Raw genomic sequence first — 19191 nt, forward strand, 5'->3', positions numbered from 1 at the left:
CTGGTGTGCTGGTGCGGTCCGGGGCCTCCTGTCAGCGGGCCGGTACGAGGCGCAGCTCGTCCCCGGGCAGGGTCTGGCCGACGAGGTCGATGTCGGTGTCCGTGACCACCCCGATGACCGGGTAGCCGCCGGTGACGGGATGGTCGGAGAGGAACACGATCGGCTCGCCGGACGGCGGGATCTGGATGGCGCCGCGCACCGTGCCCTCGCTGGGCAGGTGTACGGAGCCGATGGCCAGCGGCGGCCCGGTGAGGCGGGCGCCGACACGGTCGGTCTGGGCGGAGATCCGCCAGGTGGTGGCGGTCAGCCGCTGCCGGTCGGCCGCGTCGAACAGGTCATCGCGCGGCCCCCATCGGAACCTGGCGGTGACGGCGCCGTCGACCGGTACGGCGCTGAAGGCCAGTTCGACCGGGACGCCGGGGACCGGGCGGGCGGGGCCCAGGCCCAGCACCGTACCGGCGGCCAGGGGCGGGGGCCCGAGGCCGGTGAGGGAGTCGCGGGAGGCGGAGCCCAGGACGCGGGTGGCCTCGACACCGCCGCAGACCGCCAGGTACGTGCGGCAGCCGGCCCAGGGGCGTCCGATGGCGAGGCGGGCACCGGCGGGCAGGTGCACGAGGGTGGGGTCCGGGACGCGGACGCCGTTCACCGTCACCGGCGCCGGGGCCCCGGTGACGGCCGCGTACCGGGCCGTCGAGAGCGTGAGCTCCAGTCCGCCGAGGGTCATTTCGAGGGCGGGGGTGTTCTCGGGGTTGCCGACCAGGCGGTTGGCGAGCGTGAAGCTGCGCCGGTCGGCGGGCCCGGCGGTGGGCACGCCGAGGTGGGCGAGCCCGGTACGGCCCAGGTCCTGGACGGTGGTGGCGACGCCGGCCGCCGCGACGGTCAGGGTGCCGGTGGTTCCGGTGGTGGGGGTGGTGATGGTGCCGGTGGTCATGGGCCGACCGCCTCGAAGACGACGCGGTCGCCGATGGCGAGGCGGTTCGGCGGGGTGGCGTCCACGTCCCACAGCCGCGTGGTGGTGACCCCGATCTGGTGCCAGCCGCCCGGGGTTCCGCCGGGGTAGACGACGGTCTGGTTCCCGGCTATGGCGACCACGCCGGCCGGGACCCGGGCGCGCGGGCTGTCCAGCCGGGGCAGCCGCAGGGGTTCGGGGAGGCCGTCGAGGTAGGCGAATCCGGGGGCGAAGCCGAAGAAGGCGACGGTGTGCCGGCCGCCGGTGTGCCGGCGCACGGCCTCGGCCCGGGTGAGGCCGGCGCGGGCGGCGACCGCGTCGAGGTCGGCGCCGTCGTAGCGGACCGGGATCACCACGGTACGGGCGGCGGCCCGCGGCCCGGAGCGTATGCCGTCCCCGCCGTCACCGACCGCCGCCGCGTCGAGGAGCCTGGTCAGCCGGCCGGCCAGCCGCTCCATGGCGGCGGCGTGTTCGGCCACCACCAGCACGGTGGTGGCGGCCGGGACGACCTCCCGCAGCTCGGCGGCCCAGGACGCGGCCCGGATGGCCAGGGCCAGTTCGGCGGGGCGGTGGCCGGGACACTCGACCAGCCAGCCGCGGTCACCCGCCCGCCGCAGCCGCGCCCCGCCGGCAGCCGCGCCCGTCACGGCGTGACCTCCGCCGTGACCTCCACCGACGCGCCCGCCCCGCCCGGGAGTTCGGCCGGGGTGCCTACGGTGACCCCGCCCGCCGCCAGGGCCTCCCGTACGGCGGCGGCGATGGCGACCGCGCCGGGGGTGTCGCTGTGCACGCACAGCGCCGCGATGTCCCCGCCGTCCGGGGCGACCGGCACCGCGCGGCCGTTCACCGAGAGCACCGTTCCCGTCTGCGCCATCCGCAGCGCGCGCCGCGCCGCCTCGGCCGGGTCCGTGATCACGGCGCCGGGCTGGGAGCGCGGGACGAGCAGGCCCTCGTCGGTGTAGCCGCGGTCCACGAACGCCTCGGCCAGGGGCCGCACTCCGGCGATCAGCGCGCGGTCCCAGACCTCGGTGCGCGGCTGGCACAGCAGCGGCAGCTCCCGGTCGTAGAGGGTGACGGCCTCGACGATGGCCGAGGCGTGCCCGGCGTGCCGGGCCGCCGCGTTGTAGAGCGCTCCGTGGGCCTTCACATAGCTGATCCGGCTCCCGGCCAGCCGGGCGAAGACCTCCAGCGCGCCCATCTGGTACAGCAGTTCGTTGACCAGCGTGGCGGGCGGCACCTCGATGAAGCGCCGGCCGAAGCCGGCCAGGTCGCGGTAGGAGACCTGCGCGCCGATCGCGACCCCCCGGGCGGCGGCGTCCGCGCACGTGCGGCGCAGGATGTCGGGGTCCCCGGCGTGGAATCCGCAGGCGACGTTGGCGGCGGTGACCCGGTCGAGCAGCGGCCCCTCGTCGTCCGGGCCCCAGGCGCCGAAGCCTTCGCCGACATCGGTGTTGAGGGCGAGCGCGGTCATCGGCCGGACTCCGCCCAGTAGTCCGCGATGGTGCCGCTGCTGTTCTCCCAGGCGGTGTGCAGCCCTTGCTGGCCGCCGTCGATGTGGGCGGTGATCTGCCGGGCGAGTTCGGCGGCGTCGCCGTCGGCCAGTGCCTGGACCATGGCGGCGTGTTCGCTCTGGACGCGGTCGTAGGCGCAGGTGCCGTGCACGTAGAACCGCGAGTACGGCTCCAGGCGGTGGTACATCTGCGCGATGATCTCGTAGCGCAGCGGCAGCCGGGAGAGCCGGTACATGTCGAGGTGGAAGGCGAGGTTGGTACGGGACCAGGAGTCCGCGCCGGTCTCGGCGACGCGGTCCATGCGGTCCACCATCTCCTCGAACCGGCTGATGTCGCGCCGCGACACGCGCTCGGCGACGTGCTCGGCGAAGCTCGGCTCGATCAGCCGGCGCAGGTTGTAGACCTCGTCGATCTCCTCCAGGTCGAGCACCGTCACGAAGGTGCCGCGGCCCGGTGTCGAGCGCAGCAGGCCCTCGCTGATCAGGGTGCGCATGGCCTCGCGCAGCGGGATGCGGCTCACGCCGAAGCGGTCGGCGAGTTCGTCCTGCACCAGGCGGTGCCCGGGCGGGTAGACGCCCTCGACCACCAGTCGGCGCAGCTCACTGGTGACGGCGTCGGCACCGCCCGCGTCACCCCGGAGAGTTCGGTCTGCTCGGCTCATGCCCATCTGTATACAGTGAATACGCCGAGTTGCGATACGGGTCGACCGGAGTTGATCGGGGATTTACCCGGCCGAAACCGGGCTTACCCCGCGCGCCCCGCCTCCCGGCCGGCTGCGACGGGCGTACGACCGGCGCACATGACCGTCCGCAGCCGTCCCCTGACCGTTCGGTGACCGCCCCCGGGCGGGCGTCGGCCACTTCCTCGCAGGTCACCGGCGCCCGGCCCGCCGCCGGGCCGGGGCCACACATCCGCCACGGTGTGCACGGATTGCCAACATGTTGTCGCTGATCGTCAATGCCTGCACGGGTACTCCTCATGCAGACTCCCGGAGTTGGGTGCCTCCCGGGCCGATCGGCTCACTCGAATCGCATGTCTCACAGAGGGTCAGACTGCGCATGTCTGTTTCCACGCCACCGTCCGTTTCCACACCCCGGACCACCTGGTACGGGGCGACGCCGGCCCAGCAGGGCATCTGGATCCTCGACCGGATCGAGCGCCTGCGCCCGACCTATCTCATCCCCTCGGTCCTGGAGTTCACCGGCCCCGTGGACCATCAGGCACTCACCGGGGCCACCCGCGCCACCCTCGCCCGTTACCCCGCCCTGCGCTCCCGGTTCCGGCTGGACACCCGGCACCGCCGGGTCGAGTACCGCACCGACGGAGCGCCCGCGGAGGTCGGCTTCATCGACGCGGTCGCCGAGGAGTGGACGGCACAGGAACTGGCCGCCCTCATCGAGGCGCTGTGCTACACCCCGTTCGACCTCGGCGCCGAGGCACCGGCCCGCGCCGAGATCATCCGCACCGGTACGGAGACGACCCTCCTCGTCCTCACCGTGCACCACATCGTCTTCGACGCGACCTCCCGGGAACTCGTCCTGGACGAGATCACCGGCCGCTACCGCGCGGCGGTCCTGGGCACGCCCTTCACCCCGCGCCGCGCCGTCCACCCGGACGAGGTGCGGCCGGCCGCCCCGGCGGCGGACCTGGCCGAGCGGGTGAGCGAGGCCGCCGCCCGCCTGCGGGGCGCCCCCACCACCGTGGACCTGCCCTACGCCCGTGACCCGCACGGCGACCTGCCCATGCTGGGCGGCTGGCAGCGCACCACGCTCGACGCCGGCACCACCGAGCGGGTGACCGAGGCCGCCGCCCGTGAGGGATGCACCCCGTTCATGACGGGGGTGGCGCTGCTCGCCGGGGCGCTCGCCCGGCGCGGCGAGCAGCGCGACTTCCTGTTCGCCGTCGTCTGGCCCGGCCGGGACGACCCGGCCTCCGCCGAGGTCGTCGGGATGTTCATGTCGACGCTGATCCTGCGGGTCGGCCTCACCGCGACCACCACCTGGCGCGAACTCCTGGCCACCGCACGGACCGCGGGCATGGAGACCTTCATCGACTGCGACGTCCCGCTGGACGCGCTCGCCGCCGAACTCGACGCCGACCGCGAGGTGGGCCGGCTCCCCCTGTCCCCCGTCCTGGTCAACATGGCCGACAGCCCCGGCACCGTCGCCCTCGCCCCCGGCGTGCGGGGCCGCTACCGGCCGCTGGAACCCCAGTACAGCAAGTGGGACCTGGCCCTGTTCGTCCATCTCGACGAGGAGGACGGCGAGCGTCCCCGGCTGGGCTTCTCCCTCGACCACCCGGCGGCGCTGTTCGACGACGCCGCCATCAACGACCTGCTCACGGCACTGCGACGCGGTGCCGCCGATCTCGCACACGACCCGGAGGACCTGGTGCTGAAGCCCGCGGCGGAAGACAAAGTCAACGACCCGGCTGCCCGGCTGGAGATGGTGCGCGCGGTGTGGTGCGAGGTGCTCGGCACCGACCACGTCACCGACGACATCAGCTTCTTCGACGCCGGCGGCGACTCGCTGCGCCTGGTCGTCCTGGTGGAACGGCTGCGCGAGGTGTCCGGGCGGATGGTGAAGACCGTGGACCTCTTCCGGGCCGGCACCGTGCGCGGCCAGGCCGATCTGCTGGCCACCCTGGGCACCACCGGCGACGGGAACGGCGGCGGTGGCAGCGCGCGCGACCGGCTGCTCGGCGCGGTGCGGCAGCAGAAGGCGGCCGGACCGCAGGGCTAGTTCCTGTCCGGCGGATGCCCGCGGGCCCGCCCGGGAGCTCCTCCCGTGGCGGCTCCGCGGCCCCCGTACGCCCGTCCCCACCCGCCCGTCACCGACCGTCCGCCCCGACCTCGTTCCCCTCTCGCCTGTGGCCCCGGCGGCCGTGCCCGGCCGCGCGCGGGCGGGCCGCGGCGGGAATCCGGCTCGCCCTGGAGAGAAAAGATGTCGCTTGATGCGTGCGCGATCGCCGTTCTCGGACCGGACACCGACCCGGGAACCTTCACCGACCACAGCTTTCTGGCCCTCGGCGGTGATTCGCTGCGCGCCATGAGACTGGCCGCCCTGGCGCGCGAACGCCTGGGCGTACGGCTGTCGTTGTCGGCGCTGCTGGACCGGACCCCGCTCGCCGGGGTGTTCGCCGAGGCGGTGGCCGCCGCCCCGCCCGGCGGCCCCGTCACCGCCGCCCCGGAAACCGACGCGGCGCAACCGGTGCCCGCCGCCCTCTCCCCGGCGCAGCGCGGGATGTGGCTCATCGAACGGCTCACCGGAGACTCCCCGTACCACCTGGTCTTCGTCTGCCACGTCACCGCAGGCCGGCTGGAGGCGGCCCCGCTGGCCGCCGCGCTCGCGCAGACGGCCGCCCGCCATCCCGGCCTGCGCACCGTCTACCGCGAACACGACGACGAGGCCGTGCCCGAGGTCCTCGCCGACCACACGCCCGAGGTCGAGACCCTCACCCTGGGCCCGTCCACCACGGACACCGCCGGGACGGAGGCGGCGGTGCGGCGGGCCGCCGAGGAGTTCGGCCGGCGCCCCTTCGACCTCGCCGCCGCCCCCGCCCACCGCTACCTGCTGATCGAGGACGGCACCGGCGGGCAGGCGCTGGTGCTGACGGCCCACCACATGGTGCTGGACGGCTGGTCCGTCGGCCTGCTCCTGGAGGAGGTCATCGCCCGGTACGGCGCGCTGACCGCCGGCACCCCCGCGCCGTCCGCCGAGCCCGGCGTGGCGCCCCAGGCGCTCGCCCGCCACCAGGCCGCCGCCCGCGACGGCGGCGACTGGGAGCGGCAGGCCGAGTTCTGGGTCAAGCACCTGGACGGGGTGCCCACCGTGCTGGAGGTGCCGGCCGACCGGCCGCGCCCCGCACTCCAGGACCCCGCCGGTGCCCGCGCCCCGCTGGATCTGGGGGCCGCCGCCAGCGAGGCCGTCGCCGCCCGGGCCCGCGAGGCGGGCGTCACCCCGTTCGCGTTGCTGCTCGCCGCCTTCGCGCTGACCCTCGCCCGCCGCACCGGGGTCCGCTCCCTGCTCGTGGGGGTGCCGCTCACCGGCCGGGACACCAGCGAACTGGAGAAGCTGGTCGCGGTCGCCGGCAATCTGGTGCCGGTCCGCGTCGACGTGGACGACGACGCGAGTGTCGACGACTACCTCCGGTCCGTCCACCACTCACTCGGCCTCGCCATCGACGCCGGGGGGCTGCCCTTCGAGGAACTCGCCTCCCGGCTGGGCGTGGAACGCGCCCTGGGCCACCACCCCCTGGTGCAGGTCTCCTTCGGAATGCACGACCAGCTGGTGCCGCAGCGGCTGCGCACCGCGGACGTCGAACTGCGGGTCGAGGAGGCGCACGGCGGCGGGGCCCAGTTCGATCTGTCGCTGCTGATCGGCCGGTCCGATCCCACGCTGGCCGGCCATCTGGAGTACGCCACCGGGGTGTTCGACGCGGCCGAGGTTGAAGGGCTGCTCGCCGACCTGACCGCCGCCGTCGCCGGCCTCACCTCCGACGGCGGCACCCCGCTGGCCGACGTGCGCTGCCTGGCACCGGAACGCCGCGCGCTCCTGGAGCGGCTCAACGACGTACGGCGCGACTTCCCGGCCCGCTCCGTCGACGCGCTGTTCCGCGCGACCGCCGCCCGCACCCCCGACGCGATCGCGGTACGGGACGGCGCCACCGAACTGACCTACCGCGCGCTGGCGCAGGCCGCCGACGAGCAGACGCGGCGGTTGCGCCGGGCCGGGGTACGGCCGGGCGACCGGGTCCTGGTGGCGCTGCCCCGCTCCGCCGCCGAGGCCGTCGCCCTGCTGGGCGTGGCCGCCGCCGGTGCCGCCTACGTCGGCGTCGACCTGGACCAGGCGTCCGAACACACCGCGCGGATCGTCGACGCCGCCGCGCCCCGGGTCGCGCTCGCCACCCCGCGGGACGCGCCCCGGCTGGCCGCGCTCGGCGTGCCCACCGCCCCGGCCTGGGACCCGTCCTCCCCACCGGAGGACACCGGTACCGACGGCGACGGCGACGGGGCGGCGGACGGCGGGCCGTCGCCGGTGACGGACGACCAGCCGGTGTACGTGGCGTTCACCTCCGGCTCCACCGGCCGCCCCAAGGGCGTACAGGTGCCCCACCGCGCCGTCGTACGCCTGGTGCACGAGGCGGACTTCGTCCGGCTGGGCCCGGGGGAACGCGTGCTGCGCCTCTCCCCGCTCGCCTTCGACGCCTCCACGCTGGAGATCTGGGGCGCCCTGCTGAGCGGCGCCACCCTGGAGGTGCTGCCGCCCGGCCTGCCTGCCCCCACCGATCTGGGGGAGTTCCTGGCCGAGCGCGGGGTGACCGTCGCCTGGCTGACCGCCGGGCTGTTCCGGCTCGTCGAGGAGTTCGCCGCCGACACGCTGGGCGGGCTGCGGCAATTGCTCACCGGCGGGGACGTGGTGCCGCACGAGCACGTCGCGCGCCTGCTGCGCCGCCACCCGGGGCTGGAGATCACCAACGGCTACGGCCCGACCGAGAACACCACCTTCACCACCACCCACACCGTGCGCACCCCCGAGGAGGCCGACGGGCCGCTGCCCATCGGCACCCCGGTGCCCGGCACCCGGGTGTACGTCCTGGACGACCGGCGCCGGCTGGTCCCGCCCGGCGGCGTCGGCGAGCTGTACACCGGCGGCGCCGGCCTGGCGGACGGCTATCTGCACGACGAGGCCGAGACCGCCCGCGCGTTCGGCGCCTTCTCCCCCGACGTGCCCGAGCGCCTCTACCGCACCGGTGACCTGGTGCGGGTGGACGGCGGCGGCCGGGTGCGGTTCCTCGGCCGGCGCGACAGCCAGGTGAAGCTGCGCGGCTACCGCGTCGAACTCAGCGCCATCAGCGACGAACTGACCCGGGCCCCGGGCGTGCGCGACGCCGTCGTGGCCGTCACCGAGGGGGACAGCGCGGGCAAGCAGCTGATCGCCGCCGTCGTGCCCGAACCGGGAACCATCCCCGACACCGCGCGGCTGCGGGATCTGCTGGCGCAGCGGCTGCCGTCGTACATGGTGCCGGTGCTGTGGGCCGTCCTGGACCGGGTGCCCCTGACCCCCAACGGCAAGGTGGACCGGCGCGCCCTGGCCGCCGCCGCGGGACCGGCCGGGACAACGGCGCCGCCCGCGCCGTCCACCACCCCGGCCCCCGTCTCCGGGCCCGGGTTCGGGGAAGTGGCCGCCGTCTTCGCCGAGTCGCTGCGCGACAAGGCGGTCGACCCGGCCCCCGGCACCGACTTCTTCCGGGCCGGCGGCAACTCACTGGCCGCCGTGCGCCTGGTGCGGCTGGTACGCGACCGCTTCGGCGTCTCCGTACCGCTGCGCGACTTCCTGCGCACGCCCACTCCCGAAGGGCTGCACCGGCTGGTGACGGACGCCGCCGCGGAGCCCGCCGGCGGTCCGGCGCGGGGGCGGTGACCATGGACACCCACGAGCCGCTGGCCGTCGTCGGCATGGCCTGCCGCCTCCCCGGCGCGCCCACCGTCGGCGCCTACTGGGCCGCGCTGCGCGCCGGTACGGAGGGCATCACCCGCTTCCGGATCGAGGACCTGCTGGCGGCCGGCGCCGACCCCGAACGGGTCCGGCACCCGGACTTCGTGCCGGCCATGGGCGTGCTGGACGGCGCCACCGACTTCGACTGGTCCCACTTCGGCTACAGCCGGGCCGAGGCCGCCGGGATCGACCCGCAGCAGCGGGTGTTCCTGGAGGCCGCCGCGACCGCGCTGGACGACGCCGCGCTGGATCCCACCCGCTTCCCGGGCCGGATCGGGGTGTACGGCGGCGCCGACCAGGTCGGCGCGGACGACAGCCCCCACGACGGCGACGAGATGGGGGAGCTGGCCCGCTTCATCGGGCGCGAACGCGACTTCCTGGCCACCCGGGTCGCCTACAAGCTCGGACTGCGCGGCCCGGCGGTCACCGTGCAGACCGCCTGCTCCACCTCGCTGACCGCCGTGCACCTGGCCGCCGCCGCGCTGCGCGCCGGGGAGTGCGACGCCGCGCTGGCCGGCGGCGTCGCCGTCGCCGACCGGCGCGACCGGGGCTACCGCTACGAGCCGGGCGGCATCCTGTCGCCCGACGGCCACTGCCGCCCCTTCGACGCCGACGCGGCGGGGACCGTGCCCAGCGAGGGCGTCGGGGTGGTCGTCCTGCGGCGGCTGGCCGACGCCCTGCGCGACGGCGACCGGATCGCCGCCGTGCTCATGGGCTCGGCGATCAACAACGACGGCGCCGAGAAGATGGGCTACACCGCGCCCTCCGTCTCGGGCCAGAGCGAGGTCATCCGGCACGCCCAGCGGATGGCCGGCGTCGACCCGGCCGACCTCGACTACATCGAGGCGCACGGGACAGCCACCCCGATCGGCGATCCCGTCGAGGTGCAGGCGCTCACCGACGCGTTCGGCCCGGCCGGCGGCTCGGACACCGGCTGGTGCCGGCTCGGTGCGGTCAAGAGCAATCTGGGCCACACCGGTTCGGCCGCCGGCGTGGCCGGGCTCATCAAGACGGTGCTCATGCTGGAGCGCGGCGAACTCGTGCCCACCGTGCACTACCGGCGCCCCAACCCGCTCCAGGAGCTGGAGACCACACCGTTCCTGGTCGCCGACCGGCACCAGCCGTGGCCCGAACGGGGCGTGCGCCTCGCCGCCGTCAGCTCCTTCGGCGTCGGCGGCACCAACGCGCACGTCATCCTCGGGCAGCCGCCGCACCGTCCCCGGCCGGCGGCCGGCCGGGGCGCCCGGGCGCTCACCCTGTCCGCCGCCACCCCCGGGGCGCTGGAGACCACGGGCACCCAGCTCGCGGCACTGCTGCGTGAGGAGCCGGACGCCGATCTCGCCGAGGTCGCCCGGTCACTGACGGAGCGGCGGGCCCACCGGCACCGCCGTACCGTGGTCGCCGACTCGGCCGCCGAGGCCGCCGAGTTGCTGGCCGCGCCCGCCGCGCCGTCCTCCGGGGCGGCCACCGGCCGGCCCGCGATCGCGTTCCTCTTCCCCGGGCACGGCCCCCTCTCCTACGCGGCCGGGGCGAGCGCGTACCGGCTGCTGCCGGGCTTCCGCGACCACTTCGACGCGCTGTCCGCGCACGTGCGCGCCACCCACGGCATCGACCTGGGCCCGGTGGTGGACGAACGGGCCGCCGAGCCGGGCTGGTTCTCCGACCTCACCCACCACCACCTGGGCCTGTTCGCCCTCGGCCACGCCCTGGGCCGGCAGCTCCTCGACTGGGGCGTGCGGCCGGTGGCGATGCTCGGCAACAGCGTCGGCGAGTACGCGCCCGCCGCCCTGGCCGGGCTGTGGGAACCCACCGTCGCCGCCGACCTGGTGCACCGACGGGCCGCCGCCATGGCCGACACCGCCCCCGGCGGTATGGCGGCCGTGCACGCGCCGTACGAGGAGGTCGCGGCGCGGCTGCGGCCCGGCGACGAGGTCACCGTGGCCGTCCTGGGCGCCGGGGCCGTGGTGCTGTCTGGCCCCGAGGAGGCGATGGACCGGCTGCTGGCCGGGGACGCCCTGGCGGGCCTGGACGTGCGGCGGCTCGACATCCGGCAGGCGTCGCACTGCGCGGCGATGGAACCGGCGGCCGAGGCGCTCGCGAAGGCCGTCGCCACCGCCCCGAACGCCGCGCCCGGCCTGCGCTTCGTCTCCAACACCACCGGTGCCTTCGCCGATCCGGGCGCGGTGCGCGGCAGCGACTACTGGTCCGAACAGCTGCGGCGCCCCGTACGGCTGGCCGACGCGGTCGGCACCCTGCTGGCGGCCGGCTGCGACACCTTCGTCGAACTCGGCCCCGGCACCTCGATGCTGGGCACCGTGCGCCGGCACCCCGACTGGCCGGCCGGGCACCGTACGGTCCCGATGCTCGGCCGCGAGGAGGACGCCGCCCGAGGGATACCGGCCGCCCTCGGCGCGCTGTGGGAGTGCGGCGTGGACGAGGTACGGCAGGCGCTGCTCGACCTCGACCTGGCGGACGGCGGCCGGGCCACGCGCCGTTCACTGCCCGGCCACCCCTTCGCCCGGGTGAGCCCGCAGGCCGCGCCGGAGCCGGGGCCCCGGCCGGCGGCCGCCCCCACCGGAGCGCGTACCACCCCGGTCACCGGCCGGACCCGGATCCTGGCCGCCGTCGAGGAACTGTGGTGCGCCGCGCTCGGCGTGCCCCGGGCAGCGGAGGGCGACCACTTCTTCCGGCTGGGCGGCGAGTCGCTGATGGCCGTCCAGCTGCTGACCCGGGTACGGGAACGGACGGGGATCGCCGTCCCGGTGGCCGAGTTCACCGCGCACCCGACGTTCGGCACCCTGCTGGCCCACGCGGCGGCGCAACCCGACCCGGAACCGGAACCGGTCACCGTCGCGCCCGCCCCGGGCCCCGGCCCGGTGACGGTGGTGACCCTGGCCTCCGACGGCCCCGGTCTGCCGCTGTTCCTGATCGCCGACTCCACCGGCGGCTCGCTCGCCTACCGTTCACTGGCCGGCGAACTCGACGGCACCCGGCCCGTGCACGCCCTCGACCTGGACCTCGCCCCGGCCGGTGGCACCCCCGGCGCCGAGTCCGTGGCGGCGCTCGCCGCGCACCACGTGGCGGCGCTGCGCCGGGTCCGTCCCACCGGCCCCTATCTGCTGGGCGGCTGGTCCTTCGGCGCCGTCCTCGCGCACGAGGCGGCACGCCAACTGGTGGCCGCGGGCGAGCGGGTGAACGCCGTCGTCTGCCTGGACGCCTTCGTCCAGGGCCGGTACGGCCTGCCGGTCGGTCTCGACCCGGAGTTCCTGGCCGGCCAGGCGTGGGTGCGGATCGGCGCCGCGCTGGGGGTCGGCGCGGTCGGCGCGGCGGTGCGGCGCGATCCGGGCCTGCCCCGGGTGCTGCGCGCCAAGTCGCGCACGCTCGCGGTGTACCGCCCGGCGCCGGTGGCCACCCGGGCCGTGGTGCTGCGGGCCGGTACGGACCGGCGGCAGGCCCGGCGGCTGCTGGGCCGGCTGGCGCCGCTCTACGCGCAGGGAGTCGAGATCCACCCGGTGCCCGGGGACCACTGGTCGCTGCTGACACCGCCCCATGTGGGGGTGCTGGCACAGCGGTTGCGCACTGTTCTGTCGAGAGTCGAAGGGTCGGGTCATGACCACTGAGTCCACGCGCGCCGGCGCCACCGGGGCGGCCGGGAGCGCCGGGGCGAGCGAGGTGACCGGGCCCGCCGACGCGGCCGGGGCCGCCGAGGCCGCCGTACCCGCCGCGCCCGAGAAACCGCTGTTCCGCAATCGCGACTTCCAGGCGATGTGGATCAGCCAGTTCTTCGCCGCGGTGGCCAAGGAGTCGGCGGAGATCGCCTATCCGCTGCTGATCCTGGCGACGACCGGCTCGGCGACCTACGCCGGCGCGGTCGGGGCGGTCCAACTGGTCGTCGCCGGGCTGATGTCGCTGCCCGGCGGCAGCCTCACCGACCGGTTCGACCGGCGGATGACCATCATCCTGTGCGATCTGGCGCGGGTGGTGCTGCTGACGCTGTTCGGCCTGCTGGTGATCGCCGGGGACCCGCCGATGGCTGTGATCTTCGCGATCGTGGTGCTGTCGGCGGCGTGCCTGGGCATCTCCAACCCGGCCGGGCTCGCCGCGATCAAACAGCTGGTGCCGCCGTCCCAGTTCACCCAGGCGACCGCGCAGAACCAGATCAGGTTCTTCGGGGCCACCGTGATCGGCCCGCCCATCGGCGGCGCCTTCTTCGGCATCGCCCGGGCCCTGCCGTTCCTCAGCGCGGCGGTGGCCTTCCTGATCTCGGCGGTGCTGCTGCTGTTCATCAAGAAGCCGCTCCAGGCGCCCCGCGAGGCCGTCACGGACAGCGCCCCGGCCGCCGGGGACGCGGACCCCGAGGGCCGGAAGGACGGCGAGGAGGGCAAGGACGGGAAACCCGGGAAACCGGCCAAGGGCGGGATGCTCCAGGGCTTCCGCTTCATCCGCCGCCAGCCCGTCATCCTCATCCTGCTCATCTGGGCCATGGGCTCCAACATGGCGTTCAACCACTCCGGCATGTTCCTGGCCCTCATCGCCACCGCCGAACACCGCGACGCTTCCGAGGCCGCCATCGGCACCACGCTCGCCGTGGCCGGCAGCGGCGGCCTCATCGGCTCGCTGCTCGCCGGGCTCGTCCTGAAGTGGGTCAAGCCCTCGCTCATCATCGTCTACGCCGTGTGGATCGGCCCGGTGGCGGCCGTCCTGCTGATGCTGACGCCCGGCGTCCTGCCGCTGGGCGTCATCGTCGCCTGCGTCTTCGTCCGCGCCGGCGTCGTCAACGCCCTCATCTACGGCTACATCGCCGCACTCGTCCCCGACGACCTCCAGGGCCGTGTCCTGGGCGCGGTCGGCTTCGTCGGGATGATCGCGCAACCCCTCGGCATCTTCTCCATCGGCGCCATCTTCGACCTGGCCGGCCCGACCTGGGTGTTCTTCTTCATGGCCGTCGCCGGAGTCCTGGCCGCCCTGCCCACCCTCACCCGGACCATTCGCACCCTGCCCGCCCCGCACGAGCTGGCGTCCTGATCCCCCTCGGAGGCTGCGCGATGACCACAGAGATACCCAAGAAGCCCAGCGACCCGCTGCCGACGGAGTTCTTCATGGCACCGGGCGACAACCCCTACGACGGGTACGCGGAAGTACGCCGCACCTGCCCCGTGCGCCGGGTCGACTACCCGGCGGACTCCGAGGCGTACGTCGTCGCCGACTACCGCACGGTGGCCGAGACGTTCGGGAACCACACCGTCGCCAAGAGCGTGGAGCACGCCCCCGACTGGTTCCGTGAGGCGCTGAAGGAAAGCAGCCCCATCCTCATCAAGAACATGCTGACCTCCGACCCGCCCGTGCACACCCGGCTGCGCAAGCTGGTGAGCAAGGCGTTCGTGCCGCGCCGCATGGAGCTGCTGCGACCGCGGATCCAGGAGATCGCGGACGACCTGATCGACGAGATGCCCGAGCGCGGAGTGGTGGACCTCTTCCACGACTTCGCCCTGCAGATCCCGATGAAGGTCATCTGCCGGTTCCTCGGCATCCCGGTGGAGGACCGCGAACAGCTCCACCAGTGGGGCCTGGTGCTCAGCGGCGCCCCGTACACCGACGAGGAGTCCAACCGGCGGCTGAAGGAGGTCAGCGAGGCCGTCGAGGTGTACCTGACGGACCTGCTCGGCACCCGCCGCGCCGACCTGGGCGAGGACCTGGTCAGCGTGATCCTGCGGGCCGCGGACGCCGACGACGCCTACACCGACGAGGAACTCGTCTCCACCCTGATCCTGCTGATCATCGCCGGCCACAAGACCACCGCCAACCTGATCGGCAACGGCACCCAGGCCCTGCTGCGCCACCCCGACCAGCTCACGCTGCTGCGCGACCGGCCCGAGCTGGTGGACACCGCCGTCGAGGAGTTCCTGCGCTACGAGGGGCCGGTCTACCGGGCCCCGCCGCGGTACGCCGCCGAGGACGTCACGGTGGGCGGGGTGGACATCCCCTGCCGCAGCTTCGTGCACCTGCTGATCAACTCGGCCAACCGCGACCCGGAGGTCTTCGAGGATCCCGACCGGCTGGACATCACGCGCAAGCCCAACCGCCATCTGTCGTTCGGGCACAGCATCCACTTCTGTCCGGGGGCGCCGCTCTCCCGGGTGGAGGGCCAGGTCGCGTTCACGACCCTGCTGCGCCGGCTCCCCGGGCTCGCGCTGGCCGTGCCGGAGAACGAGCTGGAGTGGCGGTACGACAACTCGGCCAGCCGGGGCCTGGAACGGCTGCCGATCACCTACGACCGCAGGCTGCCGCGCACGGCGCCGGCCGCCGGGGGGAACGGGGGCTCCGATGCCTGAGACCACGGCCGGCGCGGTCGCCGGGGCCACCACCGGCGCGGAGGCCGGCCAGGACCTGATCCGCCTGGTGTGCCTGCCGTTCGGCGGCTCGGGCACCTCGTTCTTCCGGCCCTGGGACGAACTCACCGGCGGGCGCTTCGAGGTGCTCCCGCTGCGGCTGCCCGGCCGCGAGCACCTGATCGACGTCGAACCGTACCGGGACGTCCACCGAGCCACCGACGGGCTGCTCGCCGATCTGCTGGAGGAACTCGGCGGCCCCGCCCGGGTGGTGCTCTTCGGGCACAGTGTCGGCGCGGTGCTGGCCTACGAACTGGCCCAGCGGCTGCGCGCCGTACCGCAGGTCGAGGTGCTGCGGCTGATCGTCAGCGGCTCGCCCGAGCCCGGCACCCAGCGCACCCTGCGCGCCACCGGGCTGCCGGACGACGCGTTCCTGGATCGGGTGGGCGAGATCGCCGGGTACAGCCACGACGCGATGGCGGTGCCGGAGCTGCGGGAGTTGCTGCTGCCCACGCTGCGCGCGGACGTCGAGATGCACGAGGCGTACCGGCCCAGCACGCTGGATCCGCTGCCGGTGCCGATCACCGCGCTCCGGGGGGCGGAGGACCAACTGGTGCCACGGGCGCAGGCGGCGGCCTGGCGGGAGGTCACCGCGGCCGGTTTCGACCTGCACGAACCGGCGGGCGGACACATGTATCTGGTGGACGGGGCGGCTTCTCTGGTCTCGCTGATCGACAAGGTCGTGCACGGCTCCTCCGCACCGAAATGATCATTCCCACGAGCAAATAGTCAGGTATTCGCCAAGCATCGGATTTTTCACCCCCGCTCGGCTACAGTCGCCCCCGATCGCGAGCGCCATTCGCGGTGCAGCCGCTGGCCGAAAACAACTGGTCGGCCTATGGAATCCGCACGGAAGGAAACCATGAAATACCGCACGATTGGCAGTAACCCGACCACCCGCCGCGAGGTGAGTGTCCTGGGCCTGGGCGCCATGCTGTTCGGCACGAGCACGGACGAGGAAACGTCTTTCGCCATTCTCGACCGCTTTGCCGAGGCCGGGGGTTCGTTCATCGACACCGCCAACAACTACGCCTTCTGGGCGAAGGGGACGCAGGGCGGCGAGAGCGAGGCGCTGCTGGGCCGGTGGCGGGCCAGCCGGGGTGTCGGCGACGAGATCACCATCGCCACCAAGGCCGGCGGCCGGCCGAACAAGCCCGGCCTCAGCTTCGCGGAGACCGGCCGGCTGGAGAACATCGAGGGCCTGTCCGCCAAGGCCCTGCGCGAGGCGGCCGAGCGCAGCCGTGAACTGCTCGGCCTGGAGAAGCTGCACCTGATGTACGCGCACATCGAGGACCCCGGCACCCCCCTCGAAGAGACCGTGCAGGCCTTCGCCGACCTGGTGGCGGACGGCCTCGTCGGCATCGCCGGGGTCAGCAACCACTGGGCGTGGAAGGTCGAGCGGTCCCGGTCCATCGCCGCCGCCGCCGGACTGCCCGGCTACGAGGTGCTCCAGTACCAGCACAGCTATCTGCGCCCGCGCACCGACCTGCCCGCCCGCCGCTCCCCCGACGGCAGCCCCGGCCTGCTCGACGGTGAGCTGCTGAGCTATCTGCGCGCCCACCCGGAGCTGACCCTCGTCGCCTACTCGCCCCTGCTCTCCGGCAGTTACGTGCGCGAGGACAAGCCGCTGGAGCACGACTACGACCACCCGGGCACGCCGATCCGGCTGGCCGCGCTGCGCGAGGTGGCCAAGGAGGCGGACGCCACCCCCAACCAGGTCGTCCTGTCCTGGCTGATGGGCGGCGAGATCCCGGTGCTGCCGATCACCGGCGCCTCCTCGGTGGCCCAGCTGAACGAGAGCCTGGCCGCCGTCGACCTGGAGCTGACCGCGGACCAGCGGGCCCGGCTCGACACGGCCTTCTAGCGACGACCGCCCCGGCGCCCGTGACCGGGCGACGGCGCGGCGCGCCCCACGCGCCGCGCCGTCGCCGGTTCCCGCCCGGCCGTACCGGCCGGGAACCGATGACGTTCGACAGAGAGGAACGGACATGACCGCCCATCGGACCACCTCGGGCTGCCCGGTACACCTGGGGACGACCGACCTGATCGACCCGGCCTTCTACAGCTCCGGCGAGCCGCACCGCCAGTGGGCGGCCTTACGCGGTCTGGACACCCTGAGCTGGACCCAGGTGGACGCCGACCGGGGCTTCTGGTCGGTGGTGGAGTTCGCCGACACCGAACATGTCCTGCGCACCACGGCCGACTTCACCTCCGAACGCGGCACCATGCTCGAACTGCTCGGCATGGACGACCCGGCCGGCGGACAGCAGCTGGTGGTCACCGATCCGCCCCGGCACACCATCATGCAGGCCCGGCTGAAGAAGGCCCTGGCGCTGAAGACCGTCGACAAGCAGCGGGACATGATCCGCGGCCTCGTCCTGGAGCTGATCGAACCGCTGGGCGACGGCGGGGTCTTCGACTTCGCCCAGGCCATGATCGACATGCCGATGTCGGTGACCGGCACCATGATCGGGCTGCCGCGTTCCGACTGGCCCTGGCTGATCCGCGCCACCACCGCCTGCATCGCCGCGGATGACCCCGAGTACCAGGACCCGGGCGGCAAGGAGGCGACCCTGGCCGCGGCGCACCGCGAACTGTTCGCCTACTTCCAGGACCTGGTCTCCTTCCGGCGCGACCAGCTGGGTGATGACCTGCTGAGCGCACTGATCTCCACCCGATTCGAGGGGCGGCACATGTCGCCGGGGGAGATCGTCGCCAACTGCTACAGCCTGCTGCTGGGTGCCAACGTCACCACACCGCACGCCCCGAACTACGTGATGGCCGAGTTCATCGAGTCCGGGGTGCTCCAGGACTGGGCCGCACATCCCGAAGTGGGCCCCACCGCCGTCGAGGAGGCGCTGCGCTGGTCCTCGCCGGTCAACCACATGCTGCGCTACGCCACCCGGGACCTGGAACTGCACGGCACCACCATCGCGGCCGGGGACGCCGTGGTGGTGTGGATCGGCTCCGCCAACCGGGACGAGCGGGAATTCCCCGACGCCGGACGGTTCGACATCCGGCGCAAGCCGAACAAGCACCTGGCATTCGGCATCGGCCCGCACTACTGCGTGGGGCACAGCGTCGCCCGTATCACCATAAGGACCCTCTTCGAGGAACTGCTGGCGGGTTTTGAGGACTTCCGCCCCGCGGGAAAGCCGGAGCGGATGGTCTCCAACTTCGTCTCCGGGTACAAGCACGTTCCCATCACCGCCCGCCGCCGCACGGGAACGCGATAACCGAGCCGGTACATCTGCAAGAAGGCGCAAAGAACACCTAGGGGGAAAAATGGATTTCCCAGCCGACCACAGCGACAGCCCGAACCATCAGCCGCCGACACCCTCGGCCCACGGGGAGCTGAGCCCCTCCTTACTCCTGCCGCCGCAACGGGAACTCTTCCTCGTCGTCCAGCAGTACATACGTGAGCGTCTCTCGGACCCCGACCTCTCACCCAGCACCATCGCCTGTGCCCACCACATCTCGCTGCGCCACCTGCACCGGCTGTTCCGGCTGCACGGCCTGACGGTCGCCGCCTGGATACGCCGCCAGCGCCTCGAAGGCTGCCGGCGCGACCTCACCGACCTGGCCAAGTTCGCCCAGCCCATCCAGTCCATCGCGGTCCGCTGGGGCTTCACCGACAACGCCCACTTCAGCCGGGTCTTCCGGGCCGCCTACGGGTACCCTCCCAGCCACCTGCGGCGCGAGACCGAGACCCGCTGGTACGAACAGCTCATCTCCCGCTTCGGCCCTGTCCACCCCTTCCACGCCCTGGAGCCCCAGGAATCCCACGAACCGGTCGCCTCCCAGCGGATCGCCTGACCCACCGAAGGGCGCGGCCCCACCGGGCC

13 protein-coding genes are annotated in these 19191 nt (G+C 74.0%); 9 read left to right on the forward strand and 4 right to left on the reverse strand.

Features of this window, described 5'->3' with window-relative positions; all coding sequences use genetic code 11:
- Positions 1-31: 31 nt before the first annotated feature.
- From SXIM_RS11870 to SXIM_RS11885, 4 genes are read right to left on the reverse strand one after another with little or no spacing between them, the layout of a single operon-like run.
- Positions 32-931, reverse strand: coding sequence for a 5-oxoprolinase subunit C family protein (locus SXIM_RS11870; RefSeq protein ID WP_046723896.1), 900 nt, complete (start codon positions 929-931; stop codon positions 32-34).
- Positions 928-1596: a 5-oxoprolinase subunit B family protein gene (locus tag SXIM_RS11875; protein ID WP_246156878.1), complete on the reverse strand. Its 669-nt coding sequence runs from the start codon at positions 1594-1596 to the stop codon at positions 928-930. The genes SXIM_RS11870 and SXIM_RS11875 overlap by 4 nt, the downstream gene beginning before the upstream one ends.
- Positions 1593-2420: a 5-oxoprolinase subunit PxpA gene (locus SXIM_RS11880; RefSeq protein ID WP_046723898.1), complete on the reverse strand. Its 828-nt coding sequence runs from the start codon at positions 2418-2420 to the stop codon at positions 1593-1595. Before SXIM_RS11880 ends, SXIM_RS11875 begins: the two co-directional genes overlap by 4 nt.
- Positions 2417-3121 (reverse strand): GntR family transcriptional regulator, encoded by a 705-nt coding sequence (locus SXIM_RS11885; RefSeq protein ID WP_158708054.1) that lies wholly within the window; start codon positions 3119-3121, stop codon positions 2417-2419. The genes SXIM_RS11880 and SXIM_RS11885 overlap by 4 nt, the downstream gene beginning before the upstream one ends.
- 397 nt (positions 3122-3518) lie before the next feature.
- On the opposite strand from SXIM_RS11885, the gene SXIM_RS11890 reads away from it, so the two are divergent.
- From SXIM_RS11890 to SXIM_RS11930, 9 genes are all read left to right on the forward strand, one after another.
- Positions 3519-5201 carry a condensation domain-containing protein gene (locus SXIM_RS11890; protein ID WP_046723900.1) on the forward strand — a complete coding sequence of 561 codons (1683 nt, stop codon included), beginning with the start codon at positions 3519-3521 and terminating at the stop codon, positions 5199-5201.
- A gap of 201 nt (positions 5202-5402) precedes the next feature.
- Positions 5403-8882: a non-ribosomal peptide synthetase gene (locus tag SXIM_RS11895; RefSeq protein WP_046723902.1), complete on the forward strand. Its 3480-nt coding sequence runs from the start codon at positions 5403-5405 to the stop codon at positions 8880-8882.
- 2 nt (positions 8883-8884) lie between these two features.
- On the forward strand, positions 8885-12577 hold the full coding sequence (locus tag SXIM_RS11900; protein ID WP_046723903.1) for a type I polyketide synthase: 3693 nt from the start codon (positions 8885-8887) through the stop codon (positions 12575-12577).
- On the forward strand, positions 12567-13982 hold the full coding sequence (locus SXIM_RS11905; RefSeq protein ID WP_078846893.1) for an MFS transporter: 1416 nt from the start codon (positions 12567-12569) through the stop codon (positions 13980-13982). Before SXIM_RS11900 ends, SXIM_RS11905 begins: the two co-directional genes overlap by 11 nt.
- Positions 13983-14002: 20 nt before the next feature.
- Entirely contained in the window at positions 14003-15289 is a 1287-nt protein-coding gene (locus tag SXIM_RS11910; RefSeq protein ID WP_046723904.1) for a cytochrome P450 family protein, read from the forward strand.
- Positions 15282-16055: a thioesterase II family protein gene (locus SXIM_RS11915; RefSeq protein ID WP_078846894.1), complete on the forward strand. Its 774-nt coding sequence runs from the start codon at positions 15282-15284 to the stop codon at positions 16053-16055. Before SXIM_RS11910 ends, SXIM_RS11915 begins: the two co-directional genes overlap by 8 nt.
- 153 nt (positions 16056-16208) lie before the next feature.
- Entirely contained in the window at positions 16209-17210 is a 1002-nt protein-coding gene (locus tag SXIM_RS11920; protein WP_030735283.1) for an aldo/keto reductase, read from the forward strand.
- A gap of 124 nt (positions 17211-17334) precedes the next feature.
- A complete protein-coding gene (locus tag SXIM_RS11925) occupies positions 17335-18582 on the forward strand; it encodes a cytochrome P450 (protein ID WP_030735286.1) in 1248 nt (415 codons plus the stop codon).
- 49 nt (positions 18583-18631) lie between these two features.
- The gene (locus SXIM_RS11930; RefSeq protein ID WP_030735289.1) at positions 18632-19162 is read left to right on the forward strand and encodes a helix-turn-helix domain-containing protein; all 531 of its coding nucleotides are present in this window, start codon (positions 18632-18634) and stop codon (positions 19160-19162) included.
- The last annotated feature ends 29 nt before the right edge of the window (positions 19163-19191 follow it).

The organism is Streptomyces xiamenensis, from assembly GCF_000993785.3.
Classification (GTDB): domain Bacteria; phylum Actinomycetota; class Actinomycetes; order Streptomycetales; family Streptomycetaceae; genus Streptomyces; species Streptomyces xiamenensis.